Source organism: Sinomonas sp. ASV322 (assembly GCF_030908245.1).
GTDB lineage: Bacteria > Actinomycetota > Actinomycetes > Actinomycetales > Micrococcaceae > Sinomonas.
Genome location: NZ_JAVFJJ010000006.1, coordinates 41346 through 63293 on the forward strand (window position 1 = coordinate 41346; position 21948 = coordinate 63293).

Genomic DNA, 21948 nt, shown 5'->3' on the forward strand with positions numbered 1-21948 from the left:
GCTCCTCAAGTAGTCAAGGACTGGCCCGGCAACGAGGAAGGCCCCCGATTGCCGGCGCAATCGGAGGCCTCAGAAGGTGCGCGCCGTCGGGGGCGCGGTGCCCTGCCATGGTGGTTTCCGTGGCGAGCCAACCTGAGTACCCGGCAGCAATGCGATACGCACGCCGACGCGGGTGGGAGAAATCTCCGCTTGCAAACTGTCAATCAAGTATACAGGGTCCCCTGCCCACGACTGACCACCGTGGGTGGACACGCTGAAATAACGACATCCAGTCGGTCTGTGCCAAGCTTATCAGCATGACCCCGACTGATCAGAGCTCCACTTCCGACGACCAGCTGAGCCAGGACAGCCGTGCCGATGTGGGCACCCAGGTACGCGACATCGCCGAAGTGCCGGCGGTCGAGGTGATCACGACGACGGCGGTGCACCTCATGAGTGCCGCAGCGGTCAAGGTGGGGCTCGCTGAAGGACCCGAAGGCGAGGCCCTCAAGGATCTCGACGAGGCGCGCAAGCTCATCACGGCACTGGCCGGACTCGTGACGGCTGCCGCTCCCGAAATCGGCTCGCAGCACGCGGCGCCCCTGCGGGACGGCCTTCGGTCCCTTCAGCTCGCCTTCCGGGAGTCGTCCCTCATCCCGGACGAGCCCGGCAAGGGCCCCGGCGAGAAGTACACCGGCCCCGTCAACTGACGGCGCCGCCATCGAAGTCAACTGACGGCACCGCCGTCGAACGGCGGGGCGGGCTAGTTGACGGCTGCGCGGCGCCGCCGTCGAACGGCCTGCGCAACGAGCCCCGCGACGCAGAGCAGCACCCCCAGCGCACCAATCCCCGCGAATCCGGCCCAGGGCCCCGCCGTGTCGATCATGACGCCCGTGAGGGGCGAGCCGAGCGCGGTACCCGCCGTGAGCGCCGAGCCGTACCAGCCCATCGCCTCGCCGCGCTTGCCCTCGTCGACGAGCGCTGCGATGGCCTCGGACGCTGCCGAGAGCGTCGGCGCGCAGAGGAGACCCCCCGGGATGGAGAGCAGGCTCAGGCTCCAGACGTCGCTCGCGAAGCCCATCGGGATGGTGAGCGCGGCCATGGCAAGGAGCAGCACGAGGGGCGGAATGCGCCGCGTCATCGCGCCGTAGATGAGGCCGCCCACAAGCGACGCAAGGCACCACGCGAGGAACACGAAGCCAAGCTCCTGGCCCTGGCCGTGGCCGCGCAGCACAGCAACGATCCCGACATCCGTGCCGGAGAGCACGATGCCCGAGCCGGCGGCGACCACGAGAACGACGACGACCGACACCGTGAGCCATGCGAACCCGCGGCGCAGGCCGCGCGGCGCGCGCCGAAGCAGTCGCCGGAGCCCCGACGCCCCGTCCGCCTGGCCGGCCGCGACCTCGGCGGGTGCCGCGCTCTCGGCCGATTCGAGAGACGACGCCACGTCGTCGTCCTCGTCCGCGGCGAAACCGTCCCTGGCTTGGGCGGCCCCGACCCGATCGGAACGCGTCGGCGGGTTGAACCAGACGAGTGCGAGACCCGCGAGGGCGGCGGAAATTCCGACGCCCGTGAGGCCGACGACGGTCGAGAGCTGCACGGCGACGAGGGCCGCCAGGGCCGGGCCCACCATGAACGTGATCTCGGTGCAGATCGAATCGAGGGCGAACGCCGTGCGGCGTTCCGCGGACGCGGTCATGGCACCGAGCGACTGCCGGACGACGGAGAAAATCGGCAGCGAGAACACCCCGCCCACGAGCGCGGCCGCGAGAAGGCCCGGGTAGCCGAGGTGCGGCGCCACTGACCACACAACCGCTTCGGCGATGATCGAGGGGATGAGCGCGATCCGAAGTCCCACGGTATCGACGCGCCGGCCGCGCCACGGCGCCCCGACGGCGATTCCGATCGTGAGGAGCGCCGCGACAGTTCCCGCCGCGCCGTAGCCGAGGCCGAGGGTCTGCACGACGTGGAGCGTGAGAAGGACGCCCGCTGCCGAATGCGGAAGCCTCGCCACCATCGCGACGAGGAGCAGATTCCGCACCGGTCGGCGTCGCCACAGCCGCCTGTACAGGCCGAAGTCCATTGATCCCCCCCTTTTTCTCACCCACCCCGCCGCCCACCCACCCCGCCGCCCACCCACCCCGCCGCCCACCCACCCCGCCACCCACGCGCTAGACAAAGCCGGTGGGCTCAGGCGGGTCAGATCCCGGCGGCGCGGAGGGAGATCTCGATCGAGTCCACGGCCTCCGCGAAACGCTCGCTAGCGGCAAGTCGGCCGTTCAGCTCTGTCACGATGCCACGCACGGCGTCGGCAGGCAAACCGGGCTCAAGCTCGAGCACGATCCGCAACTCTGGCCCGGCTCCTCCCCCGGCCAGAATGCGCCCCGAGCGATCGCGGGTTGGGACGCCCTTGCCTGGTTCGAGCCGGGCCGCGCGGATCGGAGCGATGTCCGCGATGGCCGCTCCGACGACGCCAGCCAGAGCCTCATCCTTGTACGACGGCGTCCACGGCTTCTGCTGCGCAAGCGCCCAGACCGCGGGGCGGCGCAGCACGAACGTCACCTCGGCGCCCGGATCGACGACGATGAGCTCGGCGCCCTCGGAGACGGCGGAGAGCGCCGCGCGCGGAGCGAACACCGCGACCGGCCGGGCCTCCGCATGCCATGCCTCGAGCCGAGCGACGGACGTGAAGGCCGGGAGGGCCTTGCGTCCGTCTGGGGCGCTCAGTGTCACGAGCGCCATGTCGGCTTCCTTGTCCTCGGCGAAGCCGTGGGCGCCGAGGCCCCCCTCGGCGAGCGAAGCCACAACGGGGACAAAGACGCGCGCCGTGGCGAGGGCCTCCACGACGGCCTCTTCGGGCCCGCCCGTCGCGAGTGCCGCGATGGCGGCCTCGACGCCCGGGTCGGCGGCGCCGTCGTCCGCGTCGAAGCGGTGCAGGGGGTTCCCCGCTCCGCCAAGGTCGCGCCCGGCCCATGGCCGACCTGCCGAGTCGGTCGCCTCGCCGGCCCGCGCGAGCGCGGCGGCGATGTGCCCCGGGAGGTGGCGCTCCGGCTGGCTTTGCGAGTTCACGTCAGCGGCGGCCGGCGACGTCGAGCGCCTCTGGGAGTGTGAACTTGCCCGCGTAGAGCGCCTTGCCGACGATCGCACCCTCGACGCCGAGCGGGACGAGCTCGCGCAGCACCCGCAGGTCGTCGAGGCTCGAGATGCCGCCAGAGGCCACGACGGGCTTGTCGGTGCGCTCGCACATCTGCTTGAGGAGCTCGACATTCGGGCCGCGGAGCGTGCCGTCCTTCGTCACGTCCGTCACGACGTAGCGGGCGCAGCCAGCGTCCTCGAGGCGCGCGAGGACCTCCCAGAGATCGCCGCCCTCCTTGGTCCAGCCGCGGGCGGCAAGCGTCGTTCCGCGCACGTCGAGGCCGACAGCGATCTTGTCGCCATAGCGCTCGATCGCACGCGCGGTCCACTCCGGATCCTCGAGCGCCGCGGTGCCGAGGTTGACGCGGGCAGCGCCGAGTTCGAGCGCGGCGTCGAGCGATGCGTCGTCGCGGATTCCGCCGGACAGCTCGACCTTGATGGTGAGCTGGCGCACAACGTCGGCGAGCAGCTCGCGATTGCTGCCGCGTCCAAACGCCGCGTCGAGGTCCACGAGATGGACCCACTCGGCGCCGGCGTTCTGCCACGCGAGCGCAGCCTCGAGCGGTGCGCCGTAGCTCGTCTCGCTCCCCGCCTCGCCCTGGACCAAGCGGACGGCCTGCCCATCGGCGACGTCGACGGCGGGCAGGAGCTCGAGGATAGGCTCCCCAGCGGTCATAGATGATCTCCTTGCGGTGCGATGTGCTGTGCGAATTGATGTGCTGTGCGAATTACTGTGCGCCGGCCGTCAGGCCGACAAGGTCAACAAATAGGCCGCGACCAGAGCGGCGGCCGCGAGGATGCCGAACGAGATCCACGTCCAGTTCGGCAGCCTCTGCTTGCGGAACGAGACGACCCCGCCCACGAGCAGGCCGGCGAGGCCGAACAGCAGGACGGACCACATCTAGCGGGAGGTCTTCGGCTTGAGCGAAGCGACCCAGTTCCGGAGGAGCCGCGCTCCCGCGTCACCGGACTTCTCAGGATGGAACTGCGTCGCGCACAGCGGACCGTTTTCGACCGCGGCGACGAACGGTGCCCCGTGCTCGGACCACGTGACGAGCGGCGCCGCCATGCGCGGCTGGCTCACGTCGAACTCCCACTCCTGGACGCCGTACGAATGCACGAAGTAGAACCGCTCATCCTCGATGCCCTCAAACAGCTTCGACCCCTCGGCGACCTTCACGGTGTTCCACCCCATGTGGGGCACCACCGGCGCCGGCAGGAGCTCGACCGTTCCGGGCCACTCGCCCAGGCCCTCCGACTCGACACCGTGCTCGACGCCACGTTCGAACATCACCTGGAGTCCCACGCAGATCGCGAGCACCGGGCGGCCCCCGGCCACGCGGCGCCCGATGATGCGCAGCCCGTCCACTGACTTGAGCTCGTCCATGACGGTCGCGAAAGCGCCCACGCCGGGCACCACGAGCCCGTCCGCATTGAGCGCGTCTTCCGGCTTCGCGCTGAGCGTCACGGCGGCGCCGGCCCGTTCGAGCGCGCGCACCGCCGAGCGCACGTTGCCCGAGCCGTAATCGAGCACGACGACGGTGGGTCGCCCCTCCGGATCCGGCGCCGGCCCGCCGAGATTGCGCGCGTCCACCGCCACGCCGTCACGCGGCTGAGGCGTGGCGGGCTCGCTCACAGCGCGCCCTTCGTCGACGGGATCGCGTCGCCGATGCGCGGATCGGCTTCGACGGCCGCCCGCAGGGCACGGGCGAACGCCTTGAACTGCGCCTCGACGATGTGGTGGGGATCGCGCCCCGCGAGAACCGTCATGTGGAGGCAGATCCCGGCGTGCAGCGTGATCGCCTCGAACACGTGCCGCGTGAGGGAGCCCGTGAAGTGGCCGCCGATGAGGTGGTATTCCTGTCCCGCGGGCTCGCCCGAGTGCACGAGGTACGGACGGCCGGACACGTCGACGACGGCGTTCGCGAGGGCTTCGTCGAGCGGGATGGTGGCCTCACCGTAGCGGCGGATGCCCGCCTTCGTCCCGAGGGCCTGCTTGAGCACCTCGCCGAACGTGATCGCGATGTCCTCGACGGTGTGGTGGACGTCGATGTGGGTGTCCCCCGTCGCCTTGACCGTGAGGTCGATGAGCGAGTGCTTCGCGAGCGCCGTGAGCATGTGGTCGTAGAACGGGACGCTGCTGGAGATGTCGGACCGGCCCGTGCCGTCGAGGTTGATCTCAACGAGGACGGAGGACTCGGACGTCGTGCGCTCCATCCGCGCGGTGCGCGACAGGCGCTGCGCGGTCTGCAGCTCGATGCTCATGGATGTATGCCCTTCATTCGAGGCGATCGCTGGGGATGAACCTATTCTAGGTGGGCGTTCCAGATGGGCGCGGCCTAAGACTCGTCGGCGAGGAGCTCCTCGAGCCGCGTGAGGAACGCCGTCGTCTCGAGTTCGGTGCCCGCCGTCACCCGCAGGCTTCCAGGGATGCCGACGTCCCGTACGAGGATGCCGGCCTCAAGAAGGCCGCGCCAGATGCGCCGCGGATCGCGGAGTCCCGTGAAGAACACGAAGTTCGAATCCGACGACGCCGGCTCGAGCCCGAGGCGATCGAGTTCTTTGACGATCCTGTCGCGCTGGTGCTTGATCTCCTCGACCTCGGACATGAGCGACGCACGGTGCCTGAGCGCGGCCAGGGCCGTCGCCTGCGTGACCGCCGAGAGGTGGTACGGAAGGCGCACGAGCCGCAGCGCGTCGATGACCTCGGGCGCGGCCGCAAGGTAACCGAGGCGCGCCCCCGCAAGGGCGAAGGCCTTGCTCATCGTGCGTGTCACGACAAGGCGCGGGCGGCCCGGGAGGAGAGTGAGCGCGCTCTCGGTGCCGAGCTGGGCAAACTCGGCGTACGCCTCGTCGACGATCACGATGGCCTGGCTCGCCTCCCCCGCCTCGTACACGGCTTCGACGACGTCGAGTCCGAGGGCCGTCCCGGTCGGATTGTTCGGCGAGCAGAGGAAGACGAGATTGGGAGCGAGATCGCGCACCTGGCGCGCGGCGGATTCGGCATCGAGCGAGTAGTCTCCGGCGCGCACGCCTTTGAGGTAGGCCGTGCCGGTTCCCGCGGCGAGCAGCGGATACATCGAGTACGTCGGAGGAAAGCCCATCGCCGTACGACCGGGGCCGCCGAACGCCTGGAGAAGCTGCTGGAGCACTTCGTTCGAGCCGTTCGCGGCCCACAGCTGCTCGGCGGCAAGCCCATGCCCGAGGTACTCGGCAAGGGCCTCGCGCAGCTCCGTGAACTCACGGTCCGGATAGCGGTTGAGCCCTCCCACGGCCTCGCGAACCGCCTCCGTGATCGCCTCCTGGACGTCGGCGGGGACGCCGTAGGTATTCTCGTTGACGTTGAGCATGATCGGCACATCGAGCTGAGGCGCGCCGTAGGGGTGCTGTCCACGCAGATCGTCACGGAGCGGAAGGCGGGCGAGGCGCTCCTCCGGAGTGAGATCGTCCGGCTGCACGAGACCGGACGCAGGTTGTTGGACAGTCTGCTCGTTCACCGGTCCAGCCTACGCCCGCTATGGGCGGCGCCCCGCATTCATGACTTGGGCACCATGAGCTGCTGGCCCGGCTGCACCCGGGTCGAATCGAGCCCATTGAGGTCGACAATCTCGCTGATGACCACCCGGGGATCGCGGTCCGGAGCGTACTGCGCCGCGACCGACCAGAGCGACTGTCCCTGCTGCACGGTCACCTGGACCGCGTCGATGCGTGCGGGCGCCGTATCCCCCGCGTGGGCCGGCGACATGAACGCCGCAAGGCCCACGAGAAGGAGCACCGAGACAATGAACATCGGCATCGCGATGAGCACGAAGCGGCCCCGCCGCGTCAGGCGCAGCTTGGACTGCGCACCCGCGCGCCGCGCAGGCTCCTCATACGCTTCGGCCCGCTCCCCCAACAGGGCATCTAGCAGGCTCACGGGCTCTCCTCCGAGCGGTGCTGCGAATGCGTGTGCCACGGTTCTTCCTCCTGAGCAATTCGTTCGAATGTGTCTTCGAATCACCTAGGAACTTTTTAGCACCTCTCAACGAATCGTGTCCAGACTCGATAGAACAAATGTTTGAAAGGAGCCGCTTCGTCCCCTACGGTGGGATCAGGATGCCGAAGGGGTCCGACAAAATAAGCACGGTCTCGAAAGCACGGTCTCGAAAGAAGGAGCACGGCATGGCAGGAGCGACCCGCGCAGCCAAGGGTCTGACGGTGCGCCAGCGGAAGATCCTCGAGACGATCCAGCGTTCTGTCCAGACCAATGGCTATCCGCCGTCGATGCGGGAGATCGGCGACACGGTCGGCCTCGCGAGCCTCTCAAGCGTCACCCATCAGCTCGCCCAGCTCGAGAAGCTCGGGTATCTCCGGCGCGACCCCAAGCGCCCGCGGGCGATGGAAGTCCTCATGCCGCTGAGCCTCGATGAGGGCCCGCTCACGATCGAAACGGAGCGGAGCGCTCCGGTGCTCGGAGTGGGCGGCATCAGCGTCGACGAGATGGCGAGCGCGGCAGATACCGCCATGGTGCCGCTCGTGGGCCGCATCGCGGCGGGCGGCCCCATCCTCGCCGACCAGGTCGTCGAGGACGTCATGCCCCTTCCGCGGCAGCTCGTGGGCTACGGCGAGCTGTTCATGCTCAAGGTCAAGGGCGATTCGATGATCGATGCCGCAATCTGCGACGGCGATTGGGTCGTCGTCAGGCGCCAGAACAACGCGGAGAACGGAGACATCGTCGCGGCGCTCCTCGACGACGAGGCGACGGTCAAGACGTTCCGTCAGCGCGACGGCCACACGTGGCTGCTTCCGCAGAACACGCGCTACGAGCCGATCCTCGGCGACCACGCCACGATCATGGGCCGTGTGGTCTCCGTCATGCGCTCTGTCTAATCTGGCCTATCTGGTCTAGCCCGTCTGACCTAGCCCGTGCTCTCCTGGGGCCCAGCCGACGCGAGCCGTTCGAGGGCCTTGAGGACGATGGCACGGTCGGTTGTCCCCCACATCGGTGGAAGAGCCGAACGCAGGAACGCGCCGTAGCGCTCGGTCGCGAGGCGCGAGTCGAGCACGGCAACGACGCCGCGATCCTGGGTGGAGCGGATGAGGCGCCCCGCTCCCTGCGCCAGCCGGACCGCTGCGTGGGAAGCCGATACGCTCATGAAGCCGTTGCCGCCGGCTTGAGCCACGGCACGCGAACGAGCGGTCGTCATGGGGTCATCGGGGCGCGGGAACGGGATGCGGTCGATCACAACGAGCCTGCATGAATGGCCGGGAACGTCGACGCCCTGCCAGAGGGACATGGTGCCGAAGAGGCAGGTGTCCGGTTCATCGGCGAACTGGCGCACGAGCGCGCTCATGGACGACTCGCCCTGGCACAGGATCTCCAGGTCGAGCCGCGTGCGGAGTTCGTCGGCGGCTTCCTCCGCCGCGCGCCGCGACGAGAAGAGGCACAGTGCCCCGCCCGACGAGGCGCGGATGAGGGCCTCGAGCTCGTCGAGCGCCTCGGGCGCAAGCCCGCGGCCGGGCTTCGGCAGATGCCTCGCAACGTACAGCATGCCCTGCTTCGGATAATCGAACGGCGAGCCGACGTCGATGCCCGTCCAGCTCGGCGCACCGTTCCCGAGGAGCCCGAGGCCACCCGCAACGGGCTCGAACGCGGCACCGATCGCAAGAGTGGCCGAGGTCAGGATGACCGTGTGATCGGCGAACAGCCCGTCGCGGAGCTTGCCGCCGACGTTGAGGGGCGCGATGCTCAGGGTCGCCGGGGCGTCGTCGGCGGGCGCGGAGTAGCCCGTCGACGGGTCGAAGCTTCCCGTGCGCGAGACCCACACGACCTCGCCGTTCGCCTGGGCATCGAGCAGCCGCTCGCAGCACTCGAGGATCGCGAGGAGACGCGAGCGCGCAACCTGCCGCCCGCCGTCGGCCGCTCCCTGCCTGTCGCCCGACCCCTCGCCCGCCTTCGCATCGGAGAGGGCAGCACGGCTCGCGTCGCGGAGGAGTTCGATCCCCTGCGCTAGCTCCTCCGTGAGCCCCCGGGCGAGGAGTCCCGTGGGCACGGACGCCAGCGCGAGCTCAAGCTGGGAGGCCGAGGACTGGAGCGCCTCGGCCGAGATCCCGAAGTTCCGCCGCGCGCTCGTTGCGGCGGCCGTGACCATCGACACGGAGAGCTGGGCGCTCACGGCCCCAGTCACGCGGTCCTGTAGCTCGTGCGCCTCGTCGACCACGACGACGTCGTACTCAGGGAGCACGCTGAGCCCCTCGAACGCGTTGATGGCGAGCATCGCGTGGTTCGTCACGACGATATCCGCCTCGTTGCCGCGCTGCCGCGCGAGCTCGCTGAAGCACTCCGCCGCGAGCGGACACTTCTGGGCTCCGAGACACTCGAGTGCCGTGACGGAGACGTGCCGCCACGCGCGATCCGATACCCCCGGCACGAGATCGTCACGGTCGCCTGTCTCGGTCTCCTCGGCCCACTCGCGAAGGCGCTTGACCTCCCGGCCGAGCTGGGTCGCCGGTCCGGCCCCACCCGGGGTGGCAGCCGGATGGACGACGGCGGTGTCCTCCCCGAGCGCGAAGAGCGCGCCGTCGGATCCGTCCTCGCTCGCGAAGCCGCCTGAGATCTTGTGCTTGCACAAATAGTTCGAGCGGCCCTTGATGAGGGCGACGTCAAGCGGGTGGTCCAGTTCGGGCGCGACCGCTTCGAGCAGCCGAGGAAGGTCGCGGCCCACGATCTGGGCCTGGAGCGCGAGCGTCGCGGTGGCGACGACGGCGGGACGCGACCCCGCGCTGACCGAATGCGCCTCTCGCGCCCGCGCGATGAGCGGCACGAGATACGCGAGCGACTTGCCCGTGCCGGTGCCCGCTTGGACGAGAAGGTGGGTCCCCTCTTCGATGGCCCGGGCGACGTGACGCGCCATCTCGTGCTGCCCCTCGCGCTGCTGGCCGCCCATTGCGGCCACGGCGACGTCGAGGAGCGCGAGAGCGGCCTCCTCAGCTTCCTTACTCATGGACGGCTTCACCCATCGACCGCGAACGGCTCCAGTTCCGCCACGAACTCGTCCCGCACGACGACATGGGCCAGAGTTCCGTCCGCCGTGTGTTCGAGCGAGCGGATCTCCGAGCTGCTCTCGTGCAGTCGGCTCAGGAGATCGCCACGGCTGTACGGGATGAGGATCGTGAGCGCGACGTGGGGACGCGGGATCGACTCGCTGATGAGCGCTCGGAGTGCGTCCATCCCGAGCCCTGTTCGGGCCGAGACGACGACGTGCCTCGGCTCGCGCTGCCGCAGTCGTTCGAGGACGAAGGGATCCGCCGCGTCCGCCTTGTTGAGCACGATGATCTCGGGGATCTTCCGCGCGTCGACCTCGGCGAGCACTTCGCGCACCGCCGCGATCTGCCCTTCGGGATCAGGATGCGAGGCATCGACGACGTGCAGGACGAGGTCCGCGTCGGCGACCTCCTCGAGAGTCGAGCGGAATGCCTCGACGAGCTGCGTCGGGAGCGAGCGCACGAAGCCGACCGTGTCCGCGAGCGTGTATGGAAGCCCGTCCGGCGTCTCCGCGCGGCGCACGGTGGGATCGAGGGTCGCGAAGAGGGCGTTCTGGACCAGCACACCCGCATCAGTGAGGCGGTTGAGCAGCGAGGACTTCCCCGCGTTGGTGTAGCCCGCGATCGCGACAGAGGGCACCTCGTTCCGCTTGCGGTTGGCCCGCTTGGTCTCGCGCGCGGGCTTCATCCCCGCGATCTCGCGCCGCAGCTTGGCCATGCGAGTGCGGATGCGGCGGCGGTCGAGTTCGATCTTGGTCTCACCGGGGCCACGAGAGCCGATCCCGCCGCCAGCAGCACCCACGCGGCCACCGGCCTGCCGGGACATCGACTCGCCCCAGCCGCGGAGACGCGGAAGCAGGTACTCGAGCTGCGCGAGTTCAACCTGTGCCTTGCCCTCGCGGCTCTTGGCGTGCTGGGCGAAGATGTCGAGGATGAGCGCCGTCCGGTCGATGACCTTGACCTTGACGATGTCCTCAAGCCCTCGCCGTTGGGACGGTGAGAGCTCGGAGTCCACGATCACGGTGTCCGCCCCCGTCGCTGCGACGATGTCCTTGAGCTCCTGAGCCTTGCCCGAGCCGAGGAACGTCCCGGCATCCGGCTTGAGCCGCCGCTGCACGACGCCGTCGAGCACTTCCGAGCCTGCCGTCTCTGCCAGCGCAGCGAGCTCGTGCAGGGAGTTCTCGGCGTCCTCGAGCGTCCCCTCGCTCCACAGGCCAGCCAAAACGACACGCTCAAGTCGGAGCTGCCGGTACTCGACCTCGGTGACGTCTTCGAGTTCAGTCGAGAGGCCGCCGACGCGCCGCAGAGCGCGGCGCTCCTCAAGGTCGCGCTGCTCGCCGTCGAACTCACTGTGCTCCTCGGCGAGCTCAGAAATCGCAAGCGCCTTGCCTCCCGCCACGGTGCCGCGGCCGGCCGACTGGGCGGTGTCGCCGTCGTCCGCCTGGCTCTGGTCCCGCGCGCTCGACCCGCTGCTCGCCCCCTTCGCCGCGGCAGCCTCCTCCTTCGCGAGGATCCGGTCGATGACGGCCTGAATGTCCTGCGCGCTGAGGTCCTGGGCGCTGTGCTCATTGCCCTTCGCGTGATTGGTCCTGGGCTGGTTGGTCATGTTCTCCTTCGTGCGAGGTGCATTTCCAGAATAGTTCTCAGGGGTGACAGAAGAGAGGTCACGCGTCATGAGGGTCTCCAAACGGGGTGTCCTGTTTTGCCCGGCCGGACAATGCTCAACGGCATGAGCTCAGTGCTCGATGGCGTGAGGTCGACGGCGGGGCGGGGCCAAGGGCTGTGTCGGCTCAACTTCTGAGTCGGCTCTACTTGAACAGGCGCATGGATCTATCCTACTGGACGATGGAATCTGCTCATTACTTCAACGCACAGCCCGGCGTGCCCGATGTTCGCAAGCCGCTCACGGTCGTCCTCGACGGCGTCGAGCGCCGTCTCGAAACCTCGGCCGGCATTTTCAGCCCAGACGGCGTGGACAAGGGCACGGCCGTGCTCCTCGACGAGGTTCCCGACCCCGCCACCGAGGGCGAGCTCCTCGACATCGGCTGCGGCTGGGGCCCCATCGCGCTCACCATGGCGCTCCGCTCCCCCAACGCGACCGTATACGCGGTCGACGTCAACGAACGCAGCCTCTCGCTCACGGCTGCGAACGCCCAGCGCCTCGGGCTCCCCAACGTCCGAACATCGCTTCCCGACGGCGTTCCCGCGGAGACGCGCTTTGCGACGATCTGGTCCAACCCGCCGATCCGCATCGGGAAACAGGCGCTCCACGAGCTCCTCCTGCGGTGGCTCCCCCGCCTCCAGGCGGGCGGCGAGGCATGGCTCGTCGTGCAGAAGAACCTCGGCGCGGATTCCCTGCTCCGCTGGATCGCCGACGAACTCGGCGACAGCTACGATGTCTCGCGCGAGTCGACCTCCAAGGGCTTCCGCATCCTGCGTGTCATGCGTCGAGCGGACTGATCCCAAGGTTCTCGACGCGAAGGGTCCCGCCGCGTGCCAGCGGACGGGCATAGTGGTGATATGGCCAGAGAGCTCAACAACATCGCGATCCCGGTCACCGACATCGACGGCGCGAAGGCCGTCTACACCGCGCTGCTCGGCGAGCCGTTCTCGGATACGCCGTACTACATCGGGTACATGGCGGACGGTGTCCAGATCGGCCTCGACCCGCACGGCCACCGGCACGGTCACACTGGGCCGATCGCGTACTGGAAGACGCGGGACATCGCGGCGGAGATCGAGACACTCACGGGAGCCGGAGCCCAGGTGCTCGACGAGCCCAAGGACGTCGGAGGCGGCATGCTCGTCGCCGTGCTCAAGGACGCCGACGGCAACTTCATCGGACTCGCACAGACCTGAGCCCGCTGCGAACCAGACCTCGGTCAGCCGAGGGTGCCGTGGGCGACGATGACGGCGGGGCCGCTCAGCTCGACGCGCTCCGCCCCGCTGGCACCACCGACGAATGCGACGCCGACGGTGCCCCCGGGAACGCGGACGTTCCAGCGATCAGGCGCCCCCGCGCCGGCCCAGTGCCGGATCGCGACGGCGGCGGCGCAGGCGCCCGTGCCGCACGATTGCGTCTCGCCCACGCCACGCTCATGCACGCGCATGGAAACGGTCCCCACGCCGTCTTGGACGAGCGGCTCGGCCGGGACCACGAACTCGACGTTGGTCCCGTGGGGTGGAATCGGCTCGACGCTCGGCGCCTCGAAGAGCCGCAGCTGGGTGAGTTCGGCGTCCGCTGCGAGCGCGACGACAGTGTGGGGGTTGCCCATGCTCACGCTCAGCGCCGGACGCGCGACGTCGAGTCCGTCGGCCGTGACGAGGGAATCACCCGCGTCGGCCTCGGCCCGCGCGGGGAAGATGAATTCCCACGGCCCCATGTCCACGGCGAAGCCTTCCTCGCGCCGTTCGACCCGCTTGATCCCAGCCCGGGTGCCGACGGGCAGGGTCTGCCCCGGCTCAAGCACAACGAGACCCTGGTCGAGGAGGAACGCAACAAAGACGCGCACGCCGTTGCCGCACATTTCCGACACCGATCCGTCCGCATTGCGGTAGTCCATGAACCACTCGGCGCTGCCGTCCTCGGCGAGGATGGCCCGCCCCTCGGGCACTAGCTCGGAACGGACGGCTCGGATGAGTCCATCGGCGCCGATGCCGAGGTGCCGGTCGCAGAGGGCTGCCGACTGTGCCGCGCTGATGTCGAGCGCGCCGTCGGGGTCCGCGACGAGGACGAAGTCATTGCCCGTGCCGTGGCCCTTCGCGAACGCGAGGCCTGCGAGCTGGGCGAGCGGGCTGTCGGCAATGGCAATCACGGGCAGGGTCATGCCTCAAGGATACCGAGCGCGGCACCGACGACGTCGGGGCGCAGCGCGTCGAGCCAGTGGACGCGGGGATCGGCGCGGAACCAGGTCACCTGCCGACGCGCGAACTGGCGCGTCGCGACGATCGTCTCGTCACCCGCCTGCTCGACGGTGGACTCCCCGTCGAGCACACGGAGGAACTGGGAGTAGCCCAAGGCCCGTGAGGCTGTCCTTCCTTCGCGCAATCCCTCGCCGTCCAGTCGCCGCACCTCGTCGACCAGGCCGGCATCGACCATGCGATGCACTCGCCGTTCGAGCCGCGCGTGAAGCGCCGCGCGCTCCATGTCGAGGCCGATCTGGACGGCTGGCTCGACATACTCGCGCCGCGGCATGAAGGCGCTAAACGGGCGCCCAGTGACCTCGAGGACTTCAAGGGCCCTGATCACACGCCGCGCGTCGTGAACCTTCGAGGCCGACGCGGGGTCCGCCTCGGCAAGCCTCCGGGCCAGCACGCCGATCCCGTCGCGCTCGGCCTCGGCCTCGAGTCTCGAGCGAACCACAGGGTCCGTGCCGGGGAACTCGAGGACATCGAGGGCGGCGCGGACGTAGAGCCCCGATCCACCCGCGAGAATCGGGCGGCGGCCCCGAGCGCGGATGTCCGCGATGGCCTCGCGCGCCGCCGTCTGGAAGGCGGAGACGCTTGCCTCCTCACGCACGTCGAGGATGTCGAGCAGGTGATGGGGCACGCCTCGGCGCTCGTCGGGCGTGAGCTTCGCCGTGCCGACGTCCATGCCCCGATAGAACTGCATCGAATCGGTGTTGACGATCTCGCCGTCGAGGGCGAGCGCCAGTTCGACCGCAAGATCCGATTTGCCCGTGCCGGTGGGACCGACGACGGCGATCACGGGCAATGCGTCCAAGGTCAGCCCGCGCGGACCGGCAGCGCCGGCATCCCGAGGTTCACCGCGCCCTTCGAGGGCGCGTCGCTGCCCGGGGAGGGCACCCCACAGGACTCGGCCTGGGCACGGTCCCACGCGTCGCCGGCCCGCGAACGGCGCACCGAGTACTCGGCGGGACGCGCCGGATCCGCGATGAGGTGATGCGGGGCGGCATCCGTCACGGTCAGCGTCACGAGGTCACCAGGGCGTGGCTCCTCCGCGCCGGCGGGAACGCTGAAGTGCACGAGGCGGTGGTCCTTCGCGCGGCCGGAAAGCCGATGGGTCTCCCCCGCCTTGCGGCCGCTCTGGGCTGTCACGAGCAGCTCGACCTCGCGACCGACCTGGCGGGCGTTCTCCTCAGCGGAAATCCGCTCCTGGAGCGCGATGAGGCGCTCGTAGCGCTCCTGCACGACCTCCTTGGGGAGCTGGTCGGGCATGTCGGCAGCCGGCGTGCCCGGGCGCTTCGAGTACTGGAACGTGAAGGCGCTCGAGAAGCGGGCGCGCTCGACGACGTCGAGCGTCGCCTGGAAGTCCTCTTCGGTCTCGCCGGGGAAGCCGACGATGATGTCCGTCGTGATCGCAGCGTGCGGAATCCGCTCGCGGACCCTGTCGAGGATGCCGAGGAACTTCGCCGAGCGGTACGAGCGTCGCATGGCGCGAAGAAGGCTGTCCGAGCCGGACTGGAGCGGCATGTGCAGCTGCGGCATGACGTTGGGTGTCTCGGCCATCGCGTCGATCACGTCGTCGGTGAAGGCGGCCGGGTGCGGGCTCGTGAAGCGCACGCGCTCGAGACCCTCGATCTCGCCGCAAGCCCGGAGCAGCTTGCCAAAAGCGAGTCGATCGCCGAACTCGACGCCGTACGAATTGACGTTCTGACCCAACAGCGTGACCTCGATCGCGCCGTCGTCGACGAGGGCCTGCACCTCGGCGAGGATCTCGCCCGGCCGGCGGTCGCGCTCCTTACCACGGAGGCTCGGGACGATGCAGAACGTGCACGTGTTGTTGCAGCCCACCGAGATGGACACCCACCCGCTGTAGACCGAGTCTCGCTTCGTCGGAAGCGTCGACGGGAACACCTCGAGGGACTCAAGAATCTCGAGCTGGGCCTCATGGTTGTGGCGCGAACGCTCGAGGAGTGCGGGCAGGGCGCCGACGTTGTGGGTCCCGAAGACGGCGTCGACCCAAGGGGCCTTCTCGAGGATCGTCTCGCGGTCTTTCTGCGCGAGGCAGCCGCCGACGGCGATCTGCATCCCTGGGTGGCGATCCTTGACGGGGCGGAGCTGGCCGAGGTTGCCGTACAGACGGTTGTCGGCGTTCTCGCGGACCGCACACGTGTTGAAGACCACGACGTCGGGCTCTGCCCCCTCTGCGGCACGCACATAGCCCGCGGCCTCAAGGAGGCCGGACATACGCTCAGAGTCGTGGACGTTCATCTGGCAGCCGAAGGTGCGCACCTCGTAGCTGCGGGGCTCGTCGATCGTGGAACTCACCCATCAAGGGTACTGGCTCGTCCGGTCTAGTGGCTCGTCGGGCGTAGTGGCTCAGTACCAGCCGATCGCCACCTCGTGCCCCCACGCGTTGCAGGGGCTGGCGTAACGGTCCCGGATGTAGCCGAGCCCCCAGTTGATCTGGGTCCTGTAGTTCGTCAGCCAGTCGCTGCCGGCGGAGTAATACTTGCCTGCGGGAAGGGCCTGCGCGATGCCGTACGCGCCACTCGACGGATTGGTGGCGTCGGTCATCCAGCTCGACTCTCGCGTCCACAGCTGGAGGAGGCACTGGAACTCGGATCCGCCCCATCCATAGCCGCCGATCTGCGAGCCCGCATAGGACTGGGCGCCTCTGGGATCGTTGACGACCAATCCGACGCCCGGGCTCACGGCCGTCGCGGCCGGCCCAACCTGGACGGCTGTTGCGGCGGCTGCTGCTGCCTGTTCCCTCTGCAACTCGACCTGCTCGGCAGCCCGTCTCTTCGCCTCCTGAGCGGCCTGATACGCCGCAAGCGCCGCCTGACCCGCCTCGTACTGCTGCTCGACGCCCGCCGACGTGTTCTTGAGATCGGCGAGCTGAGCCGTGAGTGTGTCCTGCTGCTGCTGCGTCTGGGCGACCACGTCCTGGGCGTGCTTTTGCGCTGCCCCGGCGGCCTCGAAGTCCTGCTTCGCGGCGTCCGAAAGCTTTGCAAGGGCGTCTTCGGCCTGCTGGGACTGTGCCTCGGCCGCATTCGCGTTGTTGGCCGCCGCCTTGTATTGGGCAACGGCCTTGGCGGCCTGGTCGCCGAGGATCTGGAGGGTCCCCAGCCGGTCGAGGCCGTCCGACTGCCCGAGAACCGAGAATGCGTCGAGCATCCCCGAGGTGCTTCCACCCGTGTACGCGGCCGCGGCCACTCGACCGGCCGTCTGCTGGCTCGCGTCGCGTTCCTTGACGCGCTGAGCCGCAACCGCGTGGAGCGCGTCGACGACCTTCTGCTGATCCTTGACGGCCTGCGCCGCCTTTGCGTACGCCGCGCCAGCAGCTACCGCCTTTGCCGACGCGTCGGCCGCGCTGGCCTGCACGTTCGCGAGAAGGCCAGTGATCTTCGTGACCTCAGCCTGCGCAGTCCCGACGTTGGCCTTCGCCGCCTGCACGTCGTCCCACGAAGGAAACCCTGTGGGCGGCCCATCGTCGGCCACAGCGGACGTCACGCATGAGCCCAGCACCAGAAGGGCGCTGAACATCGCCGCGAGGGCGGGTCCGTGCGGGGAAATCGGCCAGACGCGTCGCATAGTGTCTACGAGTATTAGACGTCCACACCCGCAGAGTCCACGAGGCGCGCGCACGGCACCCGCAATTCATCGGGTATTCACAGAGTCGGACCCGAGCACCTCGGAAACGATTCTGAATGCCCGGCCCGGTGAGTGACCCTTTCGGGCGAGCATGCCGACGAGTCGGCGAACCTCACGATCGATGGCCGCCCGATCGTCCGCGGGGACCTCCCGTCGACGCCGTTCCACGAGCAGCCTCGCCGCGTCGTCCTCCTCGTCCATGCTCACCGTGGCCAGAGCCTCTTCGGCCGGGGCGCCCGTGATCCCCTTGGTGGCGAGCTCTCGACGGAGCGCCGAGCGCGAGAGCGCCTTCGCACCGGACCGGCTGCTCACCCACAGCGCGGCGAACTCCGCGTCATCGACGAGGCCGACCTCTTCGAATCTCTCGAGAACGGCCTCCGCCGCCTCCTCAGGGACGTTGCGCTCCCTCAGCTTCGTGGCCAGCTGGTGCCGGCTCTTCCGCCCAAGCGTGAGCTGGCGAAGGAGGATCGCTCGCGCCACCGACTCCGGATCGGCGTCGCGATCCTCCGGATGAGGATCGCTCACTCCCCGTCGACTGCCTTGAGACGAGGCTCCTCGTCGGCTTCCTTCTTGGCACCAACCCCGAGCTTCTCCTTGATGAGCCGCTCAAGCTCATCCGCAAGTTCCGGGTTATCTCGGAGGAAGCGGCGTGAGTTCTCCATGCCCTGGCCGAGCTGATCGCCGTCGTAGGTGAACCACGAGCCCGACTTCTTGATGATTCCGTGCTCGACACCCATGTCGATGATCCCGCCCTCGCGCGAGATGCCCTGCCCGTAGATGATGTCGAACTCGGCCTGCTTGAACGGCGGGGCCATCTTGTTCTTGACGATCTTGGCCTTTGTGCGGTTGCCGACGGAGTCAGCCCCCTCCTTGAGGGTCTGGACCCGACGCACATCAATGCGCACCGACGCGTAGAACTTGAGCGCCTTACCACCCGTGGTCGTCTCGGGCGAGCCGAAGAACACGCCGATCTTCTCGCGGAGCTGGTTGATGAAGATCGCCGTCGTCTTGGTCTGGTTGAGACGACCGGTGACCTTGCGGAGTGCTTGGCTCATGAGGCGGGCCTGAAGGCCAACATGGCTGTCGCCCATCTCACCCTCGATCTCGGCCCGGGGAACGAGAGCCGCGACCGAGTCGATGACGATGATGTCGATCGAGCCCGAGCCCACAAGCATGTCCATGATCTCGAGCGCCTGCTCACCGGTATCGGGCTGGGAGACAAGAAGGGCGTCGGTATCGACGCCGAGCTTCGCGGCGTATTCGGGATCGAGGGCATGCTCCGCGTCGATGAAGGCCGCGATTCCGCCGTTGCGCTGCGCGTTGGCCACGGCATGGAGGGCGACCGTCGTCTTACCCGAGGATTCCGGGCCGTAGATCTCGACGACGCGTCCTCGAGGAAGGCCTCCGATGCCGAGCGCGACGTCGAGGGCAATGGAGCCAGTGGGAATCACTTCAATGGGGGCTCGGGTGTCATCTCCGAGCCGCATGATCGAGCCCTTGCCGAACTGCTTGTCAATCTGCGCGAGCGCCGCCTCAAGGGCCTTCGCACGCTCTGGCGATGCCGCCATGGTCCACCTCCGGTCGGGTTGCCGTTCAATCCACTCGCTACGCTACCGAGGCCCACCGACAAAACACGCTGCGTGCTCGGCTATGTGGATGGTTCGGCCTGAAATCGCGAATTCTCGTCCTGTTGAGGACAATACATCGAACCGAACACATCTTCGAATAGCGTCGCGGCGTGTCGCGCGGAGAATTGGGCGCACCCGGGCTGACGACGGCGGATCAGCCCTTGAGCGGGCGATCCTTGCCGAACCGTCGCTCCGGCGGGACGTCCTGCATGTCGCATACCGCAAGCCACACTTCCCGCGGACTCCGTCCTGCCCGGAGCGCCTCGTCTGCTGTGCGTCCGCCGACCGAGGTCAGCACGAGCGTCGCGGCAAGCACGCGCGCGTATGCCGCCCCGAATTCATCCTCCATGAGTCGCCAGAAGTCACTGTGCCGCACCGGTCAATTCTCCCTCACTTCTATGATGGGCTCATGCCCACCCCCAGCCAGAGCCCCCAAGAGTTCGACGCGGCTTTCGAAACGATCGAACAGCAGCTGAGCCTCTTCTGGCGTCGTGCCAGGGCCGTCTCACACGGGATTTCCCGCTCACTCCACCCTGACATGGAGCCTGGGGCATATGGCCTCCTGATGATCCTTCGCCGCGAGGGCCCCCTGCGCGTTACCGAGCTCGCGGCGCTCATCGGCATCGGGAAGCCGTCCGTGAGCCGTCAGGTGGCCCTCCTCGAGCAGCTCGGCCTCGTCTTCAAGGAAGACGATCCCAACGACCGGCGCGCCCAGCGTGTGACTCTCAGCGCGGCCGGCGCGTCCGAAGTCGACGAGCTCCGCCGTCGGCGCCTCTCCTTCTTTCGTGACGCCTTGGGATCGTGGGATCTGGCCGATCTGTCGCAGCTCGCGGACTATTTCTCGCGCGTCAACGAGGCCCTCGCCGCGGCAAAGCAGCGTCGGCAGAGCACAACGCCGGAGGGACCGGGTGAAAACCCGGTCCCTCCGGCGGACGAAGAATCGGTGGGCGAGGACTGACGCGCCCGATCAGATCAGGGGATCCGCGATCCGCTCAGCTCATCAGCTCTGCCGAGAGGTCCCGGCCGTAACGCTGCGAGAACTCCTGAGGAACCGTGTCGGGCACCGCAATCCCCTCAGCGACGGCAACGCGATCACTCACCTCGCGGAGCATTGCGGAGAGCGGAACGTCGAGAGCCCCGCAGATCGACGAGAGCAGCTCGGAAGAAGCTTCCTTCTGGCCACGCTCGACCTCGCTCAGATAGCCGAGCGAAACCCGTGCATTGTGAGAGACTTCACGGAGCGTGCGGCCCTGGCGCTGGCGGACGTCGCGCAGGACGTCTCCAATCTCATGACGCAGAACAACCATCTTGCGCTCCTTCTTCTCTTCAGGGGCGATTTCAGCCAAGCCCACATCGCGCCAGCGGACTACTCCATTGACGGTTACGGGCTGCTTGACCATGCGAATCAGTGCGCTCCTTGTCGTTGGAAGCCGGCCTCCCGGGCTTCCGTGTCACCCATCCTAGTGGTGCCGCCGCTCACGGCGACACTAACAACAACTCCCAGCTGCGATTCTTTGTTCCCCTGCGGACCCCGCTCCGGGCCAAATTCACAGCTGGCTCTCAGTAAGCGCCGCCAGCAGTGCCGCGAGGGCGGCGTCCCGTGCGGCTTCCCTGATCTCGGCCCGAGATCCCGAAAAGCGGTATTCGCGCGCACTCGCGGCGCCGGGCCCAGCGATGCCCACGAAGACGGTCCCGACAGGCTTGCCATCGTGGGCCTCGGGCCCAGCGACCCCCGTCGTCGAGACCGCATAGTCGGCACCGCAGGCCAAGCGGGCACCCGAGGCCATCTCCCGCGCGACCCGCGCATCCACCGAACCGGCCTCGGCGAGCAACGCCGTCGACACGCCGAGGAGTCCGGACTTCACCTCGTTCGCGTAGCTCACCACTCCCCCGCGCAGCATGGCGGAGGCCCCCGGGACATCGGCGAGGCTCGCCGCGACAAGGCCCGCCGTGAGGGACTCGGCCGTCGCGGCAGTAAGGCCTCGGGCGATGTAGGCCGCGACCACGTCCTGCGGGTTCACCATGGCTGGGCTCCTAGTCCCCTCGCAGGGCCGCAGCACGGAGCCGGGCGGCCTTCACAACATAGTCGACGCCCGTCACCACCGTGACGGCCGCCGCGGCGAGCATGACGACGAAGGCCACGGGCGGTAGTGCGGGGATTGCGTCCCGCAGCGGCAGCAGGTACAGGAAGAGCGCGATGGTCTGGAGGACCGTCTTGAGCTTTCCTCCCCGAGAGGCAGGCATCACACCGTAGCGGATGACGACGAAGCGCAGCACCGTGATGCCCCATTCGCGCACAAGGATGACGATCGTGATCCACCACGGGAGCTCGCCGAGCCCGGAGAGCAGGATGAGCGCCGCGCCGGTCAGGAGCTTGTCCGCAATCGGATCAGCGATCTTGCCGAAGTTCGTCACGAGGTTCCGACGGCGGGCGATCTGCCCATCGAGCTGGTCCGTGTACATCGCAACCGCGAACGCGAGCAGGGCAAACCACCGCAGCGGTCCCTGATGGGAACCGTCGGCCACCATGAACCAGACGAACACCGGGACGAGGACGATGCGGAACATCGTGAGAACGTTGGGCAAGTTCCAGAGCTGGGACGGCCCCCTGCTAATCATC

25 protein-coding genes are annotated in these 21948 nt (G+C 68.5%); 5 read left to right on the forward strand and 20 right to left on the reverse strand.

Features of this window, described 5'->3' with window-relative positions; all coding sequences use genetic code 11:
* The first annotated feature begins 296 nt into the window (after positions 1–296).
* On the forward strand, positions 297–689 hold the full coding sequence (locus tag RBS12_RS10095) for a DUF1844 domain-containing protein (protein ID WP_307965967.1): 393 nt from the start codon (positions 297–299) through the stop codon (positions 687–689).
* Between the two features lie 53 nt (positions 690–742).
* On the opposite strand, the gene RBS12_RS10100 is transcribed toward RBS12_RS10095, so the two are convergent.
* From RBS12_RS10100 to RBS12_RS10135, 8 genes are all read right to left on the reverse strand, one after another.
* A complete protein-coding gene (locus tag RBS12_RS10100; protein ID WP_307965968.1) occupies positions 743–2065 on the reverse strand; it encodes an MFS transporter in 1323 nt (440 codons plus the stop codon).
* A gap of 116 nt (positions 2066–2181) precedes the next feature.
* A complete protein-coding gene (locus RBS12_RS10105; RefSeq protein ID WP_307965969.1) occupies positions 2182–3051 on the reverse strand; it encodes an SseB family protein in 870 nt (289 codons plus the stop codon).
* Between the two features lies 1 nt (position 3052).
* Positions 3053–3793 (reverse strand): bifunctional 1-(5-phosphoribosyl)-5-((5-phosphoribosylamino)methylideneamino)imidazole-4-carboxamide isomerase/phosphoribosylanthranilate isomerase PriA, encoded by a 741-nt coding sequence (gene priA / locus RBS12_RS10110; protein WP_307965970.1) that lies wholly within the window; start codon positions 3791–3793, stop codon positions 3053–3055.
* Between the two features lie 69 nt (positions 3794–3862).
* Complete coding sequence (locus tag RBS12_RS10115; RefSeq protein ID WP_307965971.1) at positions 3863–4018, reverse strand: hypothetical protein; 156 nt, start codon at positions 4016–4018, stop codon at positions 3863–3865.
* Positions 4019–4717 carry an imidazole glycerol phosphate synthase subunit HisH gene (hisH, locus tag RBS12_RS10120; RefSeq protein WP_307966146.1) on the reverse strand — a complete coding sequence of 233 codons (699 nt, stop codon included), beginning with the start codon at positions 4715–4717 and terminating at the stop codon, positions 4019–4021. It abuts the gene before it with no gap.
* 32 nt (positions 4718–4749) lie between these two features.
* Positions 4750–5382, reverse strand: coding sequence for an imidazoleglycerol-phosphate dehydratase HisB (gene hisB, locus RBS12_RS10125; protein WP_307965972.1), 633 nt, complete (start codon positions 5380–5382; stop codon positions 4750–4752).
* A 74-nt stretch (positions 5383–5456) separates the two neighbouring features.
* Positions 5457–6575, reverse strand: a complete 1119-nt coding sequence (locus RBS12_RS10130; protein WP_307966147.1) for a histidinol-phosphate transaminase — start codon at positions 6573–6575, stop codon at positions 5457–5459.
* Positions 6576–6652: 77 nt separating this feature from the next.
* Positions 6653–7072, reverse strand: a complete 420-nt coding sequence (locus RBS12_RS10135; protein WP_307965973.1) for a LysM peptidoglycan-binding domain-containing protein — start codon at positions 7070–7072, stop codon at positions 6653–6655.
* A 206-nt stretch (positions 7073–7278) separates the two neighbouring features.
* Here RBS12_RS10135 and lexA point away from each other — a divergent pair, with 206 nt between their 5' ends.
* Positions 7279–7986 (forward strand): transcriptional repressor LexA, encoded by a 708-nt coding sequence (gene lexA / locus RBS12_RS10140; protein WP_307965974.1) that lies wholly within the window; start codon positions 7279–7281, stop codon positions 7984–7986.
* A 29-nt stretch (positions 7987–8015) separates the two neighbouring features.
* Here lexA and RBS12_RS10145 read toward each other — a convergent pair whose 3' ends face one another.
* Together RBS12_RS10145 and hflX are read right to left on the reverse strand one after the other, a co-directional pair.
* Positions 8016–10100 carry an ATP-dependent DNA helicase gene (locus RBS12_RS10145; protein WP_307965975.1) on the reverse strand — a complete coding sequence of 695 codons (2085 nt, stop codon included), beginning with the start codon at positions 10098–10100 and terminating at the stop codon, positions 8016–8018.
* Positions 10101–10108: 8 nt separating this feature from the next.
* Complete coding sequence (gene hflX, locus RBS12_RS10150; RefSeq protein ID WP_307965976.1) at positions 10109–11746, reverse strand: GTPase HflX; 1638 nt, start codon at positions 11744–11746, stop codon at positions 10109–10111.
* 239 nt (positions 11747–11985) lie between these two features.
* Here hflX and RBS12_RS10155 point away from each other — a divergent pair, with 239 nt between their 5' ends.
* Both RBS12_RS10155 and RBS12_RS10160 read left to right on the forward strand, forming a co-directional pair.
* Positions 11986–12600 carry a methyltransferase gene (locus RBS12_RS10155; RefSeq protein WP_307965977.1) on the forward strand — a complete coding sequence of 205 codons (615 nt, stop codon included), beginning with the start codon at positions 11986–11988 and terminating at the stop codon, positions 12598–12600.
* A gap of 60 nt (positions 12601–12660) precedes the next feature.
* Positions 12661–12999 carry a VOC family protein gene (locus tag RBS12_RS10160; protein WP_307965978.1) on the forward strand — a complete coding sequence of 113 codons (339 nt, stop codon included), beginning with the start codon at positions 12661–12663 and terminating at the stop codon, positions 12997–12999.
* Positions 13000–13022: 23 nt separating this feature from the next.
* Here the strand turns inward: RBS12_RS10160 and dapF are convergent, their stop codons facing one another.
* The 7 genes from dapF to RBS12_RS10195 form a co-directional block, all read right to left on the reverse strand.
* Positions 13023–13967, reverse strand: coding sequence for a diaminopimelate epimerase (gene dapF, locus RBS12_RS10165; RefSeq protein ID WP_307965979.1), 945 nt, complete (start codon positions 13965–13967; stop codon positions 13023–13025).
* Entirely contained in the window at positions 13964–14854 is an 891-nt protein-coding gene (gene miaA / locus RBS12_RS10170; RefSeq protein WP_373886508.1) for a tRNA (adenosine(37)-N6)-dimethylallyltransferase MiaA, read from the reverse strand. The genes dapF and miaA overlap by 4 nt, the downstream gene beginning before the upstream one ends.
* Positions 14855–14865: 11 nt before the next feature.
* Entirely contained in the window at positions 14866–16371 is a 1506-nt protein-coding gene (gene miaB / locus RBS12_RS10175) for a tRNA (N6-isopentenyl adenosine(37)-C2)-methylthiotransferase MiaB (protein WP_307965981.1), read from the reverse strand.
* Between the two features lie 51 nt (positions 16372–16422).
* Positions 16423–17640 (reverse strand): hypothetical protein, encoded by a 1218-nt coding sequence (locus RBS12_RS10180; RefSeq protein WP_307965982.1) that lies wholly within the window; start codon positions 17638–17640, stop codon positions 16423–16425.
* Positions 17641–17706: 66 nt separating this feature from the next.
* Positions 17707–18225: a regulatory protein RecX gene (locus RBS12_RS10185; RefSeq protein WP_307965983.1), complete on the reverse strand. Its 519-nt coding sequence runs from the start codon at positions 18223–18225 to the stop codon at positions 17707–17709.
* Complete coding sequence (recA, locus tag RBS12_RS10190; RefSeq protein WP_307965984.1) at positions 18222–19268, reverse strand: recombinase RecA; 1047 nt, start codon at positions 19266–19268, stop codon at positions 18222–18224. The genes RBS12_RS10185 and recA overlap by 4 nt, the downstream gene beginning before the upstream one ends.
* A gap of 214 nt (positions 19269–19482) precedes the next feature.
* A complete protein-coding gene (locus RBS12_RS10195; RefSeq protein WP_307965985.1) occupies positions 19483–19704 on the reverse strand; it encodes a DUF3046 domain-containing protein in 222 nt (73 codons plus the stop codon).
* Positions 19705–19737: 33 nt separating this feature from the next.
* Here RBS12_RS10195 and RBS12_RS10200 point away from each other — a divergent pair, with 33 nt between their 5' ends.
* A complete protein-coding gene (locus RBS12_RS10200) occupies positions 19738–20286 on the forward strand; it encodes a MarR family transcriptional regulator (RefSeq protein ID WP_307965986.1) in 549 nt (182 codons plus the stop codon).
* 34 nt (positions 20287–20320) lie between these two features.
* Here the strand turns inward: RBS12_RS10200 and RBS12_RS10205 are convergent, their stop codons facing one another.
* The 3 genes from RBS12_RS10205 to pgsA all read right to left on the reverse strand — a co-directional run bounded on the left by RBS12_RS10205 (position 20321) and on the right by pgsA (position 21947).
* Positions 20321–20728 carry a helix-turn-helix transcriptional regulator gene (locus tag RBS12_RS10205; protein WP_307965987.1) on the reverse strand — a complete coding sequence of 136 codons (408 nt, stop codon included), beginning with the start codon at positions 20726–20728 and terminating at the stop codon, positions 20321–20323.
* A 147-nt stretch (positions 20729–20875) separates the two neighbouring features.
* Complete coding sequence (locus RBS12_RS10210) at positions 20876–21352, reverse strand: nicotinamide-nucleotide amidohydrolase family protein (RefSeq protein ID WP_307965988.1); 477 nt, start codon at positions 21350–21352, stop codon at positions 20876–20878.
* 10 nt (positions 21353–21362) lie between these two features.
* Complete coding sequence (gene pgsA, locus RBS12_RS10215) at positions 21363–21947, reverse strand: CDP-diacylglycerol--glycerol-3-phosphate 3-phosphatidyltransferase (RefSeq protein ID WP_307965989.1); 585 nt, start codon at positions 21945–21947, stop codon at positions 21363–21365.
* Position 21948: the final 1 nt, after the last annotated feature.

Coding starts and splice junctions, on each gene's coding strand:
- lexA (WP_307965974.1), top strand. CDS start 7,279: ATGGCAGGAGCGACCCGCGCAGCCAAGGGTCTGACGGTGCGCCAGCGG.
- RBS12_RS10155 (WP_307965977.1), top strand. CDS start 11,986: ATGGAATCTGCTCATTACTTCAACGCACAGCCCGGCGTGCCCGATGTT.
- RBS12_RS10095 (WP_307965967.1), top strand. CDS start 297: ATGACCCCGACTGATCAGAGCTCCACTTCCGACGACCAGCTGAGCCAG.
- RBS12_RS10145 (WP_307965975.1), bottom strand. CDS start 10,100: ATGAGTAAGGAAGCTGAGGAGGCCGCTCTCGCGCTCCTCGACGTCGCC.
- RBS12_RS10100 (WP_307965968.1), bottom strand. CDS start 2,065: ATGGACTTCGGCCTGTACAGGCGGCTGTGGCGACGCCGACCGGTGCGG.
- pgsA (WP_307965989.1), bottom strand. CDS start 21,947: ATGATTAGCAGGGGGCCGTCCCAGCTCTGGAACTTGCCCAACGTTCTC.
- priA (WP_307965970.1), bottom strand. CDS start 3,793: ATGACCGCTGGGGAGCCTATCCTCGAGCTCCTGCCCGCCGTCGACGTC.
- dapF (WP_307965979.1), bottom strand. CDS start 13,967: ATGACCCTGCCCGTGATTGCCATTGCCGACAGCCCGCTCGCCCAGCTC.
- hisB (WP_307965972.1), bottom strand. CDS start 5,382: ATGAGCATCGAGCTGCAGACCGCGCAGCGCCTGTCGCGCACCGCGCGG.
- hflX (WP_307965976.1), bottom strand. CDS start 11,746: ATGACCAACCAGCCCAGGACCAATCACGCGAAGGGCAATGAGCACAGC.
- RBS12_RS10200 (WP_307965986.1), top strand. CDS start 19,738: ATGCCCACCCCCAGCCAGAGCCCCCAAGAGTTCGACGCGGCTTTCGAA.
- RBS12_RS10210 (WP_307965988.1), bottom strand. CDS start 21,352: ATGGTGAACCCGCAGGACGTGGTCGCGGCCTACATCGCCCGAGGCCTT.
- RBS12_RS10180 (WP_307965982.1), bottom strand. CDS start 17,640: ATGCGACGCGTCTGGCCGATTTCCCCGCACGGACCCGCCCTCGCGGCG.
- recA (WP_307965984.1), bottom strand. CDS start 19,268: ATGGCGGCATCGCCAGAGCGTGCGAAGGCCCTTGAGGCGGCGCTCGCG.
- RBS12_RS10160 (WP_307965978.1), top strand. CDS start 12,661: ATGGCCAGAGAGCTCAACAACATCGCGATCCCGGTCACCGACATCGAC.
- RBS12_RS10115 (WP_307965971.1), bottom strand. CDS start 4,018: ATGTGGTCCGTCCTGCTGTTCGGCCTCGCCGGCCTGCTCGTGGGCGGG.
- RBS12_RS10205 (WP_307965987.1), bottom strand. CDS start 20,728: ATGGTCAAGCAGCCCGTAACCGTCAATGGAGTAGTCCGCTGGCGCGAT.